The sequence below is a fragment of the Ramlibacter sp. genome, assembly GCF_028291745.1.
Classification (GTDB): Bacteria; Pseudomonadota; Gammaproteobacteria; order Burkholderiales; family Burkholderiaceae_C; genus Ramlibacter.
The window spans coordinates 1-4,211 of record NZ_JAQGNQ010000003.1 but is presented as its reverse complement, the minus strand read 5'-3'; the positions used below and the strand labels follow the sequence as shown (position 1 = coordinate 4,211).

Sequence of the window (4,211 nt, the reverse complement as noted above, 5' to 3'; positions counted from 1 at the left end):
CGCGAACCCGTCGACTCCCGCGAGATCATGCTTCGCCTCGCGGACGATGCTTCCCTGCTCGAATTCAAGTCGCTCTACGGCCCGGCCACCGTCTGCGCGCAGGCAAGCATCGCCGGCCACGCGGTCGGCTTGATCGGCAACAACGGGGCTATCGACGTGGCCGGCGCCAACAAGGCCACGCACTTCATCCAGTGGATGTGCCAGCTCGGACATCCCATCGTCTACCTGCAGAACACGACCGGCTACATGGTGGGCGTGGAGAGCGAGCGGGCCGGCATGATCAAGCATGGCAGCAAGATGATCCAGGCCGTGAGCAATGCCACGGTGCCGCAACTCACGATCCAGTGCGGCGCCTCCTTCGGCGCCGGCAACTACGGCATGTGCGGCCGCGCCTACGCGCCGCGCTTTCTTTTCAGCTGGCCGGGCGCGCGCACCGCCGTGATGGGCGGCGAGCAGGCCGCGCGCACCATGCAGATCGTCAGCGAGGCAGCGGCGGCCCGCAAGGGCCGCACGCCCGATCCGGCGCAGGCGCAAGCGCAGTTCGATCGGATCGTCGAACTGTTCGAATCGCAGGCCGATGCCTTTCGCACCTCGGGCCTGCTGCTCGATGACGGCGTGATCGACCCGCGCGACACGCGCGCCGTGCTGGCGTTCTGCCTCGAGACGATGGCGGAAGCACAAGCGAAGTCGCCGCGCGCCGTGCAGTTCGGCGTCGCGCGCATGTAAGGAGGCCGCATGCAGTACAGCCACGAACACCTGGAACTGCAGAAGACGCTGCAGCGCTTCATCGCCGACGAGATCAATCCGCAGGTCGACGAATGGGAGGCCGCGGAGATCTTTCCGGCCCACCAGGTCTTCAAGCGCCTCGGCGACCTCGGGCTGCTGGGGCTGACCAAGCCGCAGGAATACGGCGGTGCCGGCCTCGACTGGTCCTATGCGATGGCGATGGCCGAAGCGCTGGGCCACATCGAATGCGGCGGCGTGCCCATGGCCATCGGCGTGCAGACCGACATGGCGACGCCGGCGCTGGCGCGCTTCGGCAGCGATGCGCTCAGGCGCGAGTTCCTGGCGCCTGCCATTGCCGGCGACCTGGTGGCCTGCGTGGGCGTGAGCGAGCCGGAGGCCGGCAGCGACGTCGCCGCGATCCGCAGCCGGGCGCGCAAGGATGGCGGCGACTACCTGATCACCGGCCAGAAGATGTGGATCACCAACAGCCTGCAGGCCGACTGGATGTGCATGCTGGTGAACACGGGCGAGGGGCCCGTGCATCGCAACAAGAGCCTGGTGATCGTGCCGCTGCGCGAGCGGGGCAAGCTGCGTCCGGGCATCGAGGTCGCGCGCAAGATCCGCAAGATCGGCATGAACAGCTCCGACACCGGGCTGATCCACTTCGACGAGGTGCGCGTCCCGCAGCATTACCGCATCGGCGAAGAGGGGCAGGGCTTCGTCTACCAGATGCAGCAGTTCCAGGAGGAGCGCCTGTGGGCGGCGGCGAATTGCCTGCAGTCCCTCACGAACTGCATCGCCTGGACCGTCGAATGGGCGCAGCAGCGCAAGATCTTCGGCGCGCGCCTGGCCGACCAGCAATGGGTGCAGTTCAAGATGGCCGAATTGAAGACCGAGGTGGCAGCGCTGCGGGCGCTGACCTATCAGGCCTGCGACCTGTACGTGCAAGGGCAGGACGTGCTGGAGCTTGCGTCCATGGCCAAGCTGAAGGCCGGCCGCCTGAACCGCGTGGTGCCCGACACCTGCCTGCAGTTCTGGGGTGGCATGGGCTACACGTGGGAGAACAAGGTCTCGCGCATGTTCCGCGACGGCCGGCTGGTGTCGATCGGCGGCGGCGCCGACGAGGTAATGCTGGCCATCATCGCCAGGACCATGGGCCTCGCCAAGCGCCCGCCGCACTGAGAACCGCCTGGCCGTGCCCCGCATCTCCCGCCTGCTGGTCGCCAATCGCGGCGAGATCGCGCGCCGCATCATCCGCACGGCGCAGCGCATGGGCATCGAGACGGTGGCGGTGTATTCGGTGCCCGATCGCGGCGCGCTGCACGTGCGTGAAGCGACCTTCGCGCTGCCGATCGGGGGCAGTGCCGCTGCGGATTCCTACCTGCGCATCGACAAGCTGGTTTCCGCCGCGCGCCAGGCCGGCGCCGATGCGGTGCATCCGGGCTACGGATTCCTCAGCGAGAACGCGGACTTCGCGCAGGCACTGGAGGACGCGGGCCTGACCTGGATCGGGCCGCCCACCGAGGCGATCCGCACGCTGGGCAACAAGGCGCGCGCACGGGAGCTGGCGCGCGCCCGCGGCATCCCGGTGCTGCCTGGTTGCGAAGGCAACGATCCCTCGGACCTTCGACTGATCGCCGCGGCGGGCGAGATCGGCTTCCCCTTGATGGTGAAGGCCGCGGCCGGTGGCGGCGGCCGCGGCATGCGACTGGTGAGCGATGCGGCGCAACTGCCCGCGGCGTTGCATTCGGCGCGCTCGGAGGCGCAGTCGGCGTTCGGTTCGGGCGAACTGCTGATCGAGGCGGCGCTGCCGCAGGCGAGGCACGTGGAGGTGCAGGTGTTCGCCGACCTGCACGGCAACTGCATCCATCTGGGCGAGCGCGATGGCTCGGTGCAGCGCCGCCACCAGAAGATCATCGAGGAGACGCCGGCTCCCGGCCTGTCGCCGCAGCTGCGCGAGGCGATGGGTGAGGCGGCGATCGAACTGGCGCGCGCGGCGGGGTATGTGGGCGCGGGGACGGTGGAGTTCCTGCTGGATGAGGACAGCGCGTTCTACCTGATGGAGATGAACACGCGGCTGCAGGTGGAGCACCCGGTGACCGAGATGGTCACCGGCCTCGACCTGGTCGAATGGCAACTGCGCATCGCCTGCGGCGAACGCCTGCCCTGCCGCCAGCAGGAAGTGCGCTTCGACGGCCACGCCATCGAGGTGCGCCTCTGCGCGGAGGACGAGGACTTCACGCCCCATGCCGGCACGGTCTTGCATTTCCTCCCTCCGCCTCTGGGGGAAGGTAGCCGGGGCCCACAGGAAAATGGCTCGCCTTTTTCCTGGGGTGCAGGTGGGGGTGGGGGCGCTCCCTTGCGTTTCGATCACGCGATCGAGCGCGGCCTCACGGTTTCCACGCACTACGACCCGCTTCTCGGCAAGCTGATCTCCCATGCGCCGACCCGTGCCGAGGCCATTTCGCGCCTGACGTCCGCGCTCGGTCGCCTGCAGATCCTGGGCCTGCCCACCAATCGGCGCTTCCTGGCCTCCGCCTTGCGGCACCCCGTGTTCGCCAGGGGCGAAGCGCGTATCCCGTTTCTCGCGGAGCACGGCGAATCCTTGCGCCGGCAACTGGAGCAGGAGGAGTTCGGCGTGGCGGCCGAAGCCGCTTTCTCCGCGCTGCTGCCGCACGGCGCCGCCCCGGCACTCGCCTCGCCGTTCCAGCGGCCGCTGCGCATTGGCCATCGCGACATGCACTTCGACGTGCCGCTGTGCGAGGCCGAGGGCATCGCCGCCGGCCAGGCCCAGGTCGCGACGCTGGCCCCGGGGCGCTGGCATGTGCAGGTCGGCGCGGTCGACCTGTTCCTGCGCGACGCGTCCTTCGACCCGCCGCCGGCCAGCGAGACCGCGGTGACCGACGAACTGCACGTTCCCTTCAGCGGCAAGGTGGTCGCGGTGCACGCGCAGCCCGGCGCATCGGTGCGCAAGGGCGAGACGCTGGTAGTCGTGGAGTCGATGAAGCTGGAGCACGCGCTGGTCGCGCAGCGCGATGGCGTTGTGCGCAGCGTCGAAGTGGAGACGGGGCAGCAGGTCGCGTCAGGGCAGGTTCTGCTGACGCTGGAGGCGCCCGGCTGACGTCCAGGGTGCAAGGAGCGCTGCAAGAATGCCATCCCGGGCTTGGCCCATTGCTGTCCGCAATGCCGCAGCTTTGCTGCCTGGCCCGTTCTCCACTTGCCTGTGAAGCAGCAGGGCGGTCGCGCAAGACGCTGTGCGGTGCGGGCCCGCGGGGTGGCGTCCCGATCGCGTGAACGCGATCGGGCAAACCTGCGCTGGCCGGTCTTGCGGCCCACGCGAAGAACTCGTCTGCAGTTGGGCCTGCGGCCCAACTGCGAACTCGAACAGCTTCGCGAATCAGAAACGTACGCGCTCCTCGATACGCGCTGCGCGCTCTCGTAGGAGCGCTGGGCCGCAAGACCGGCCAGCGCAGGCGCCACCCCTT

At 69.1% G+C, this 4,211-nt stretch carries 3 protein-coding genes; all 3 read left to right on the top strand.

What is annotated here, in order from left to right; translation table 11 throughout:
* On the top strand, positions 1–726 hold a 726-nt coding region (locus tag JWP60_RS00425), incomplete at its 5' end, for a carboxyl transferase domain-containing protein (RefSeq protein ID WP_299785280.1).
* Positions 727–735: 9 nt separating this feature from the next.
* The gene (locus JWP60_RS00420) at positions 736–1,908 is read left to right on the top strand and encodes an acyl-CoA dehydrogenase family protein (protein ID WP_299785278.1); all 1,173 of its coding nucleotides are present in this window, start codon (positions 736–738) and stop codon (positions 1,906–1,908) included.
* A gap of 22 nt (positions 1,909–1,930) precedes the next feature.
* Positions 1,931–3,847 carry a biotin carboxylase N-terminal domain-containing protein gene (locus JWP60_RS00415; protein ID WP_299785282.1) on the top strand — a complete coding sequence of 639 codons (1,917 nt, stop codon included), beginning with the start codon at positions 1,931–1,933 and terminating at the stop codon, positions 3,845–3,847.
* Positions 3,848–4,211 lie beyond the last annotated feature (364 nt).

Excerpts from the sequence above, each read along its gene's own strand:
- JWP60_RS00420 (WP_299785278.1), top strand. The coding sequence starts at position 736 with ATGCAGTACAGCCACGAACACCTGGAACTGCAGAAGACGCTGCAGCGC.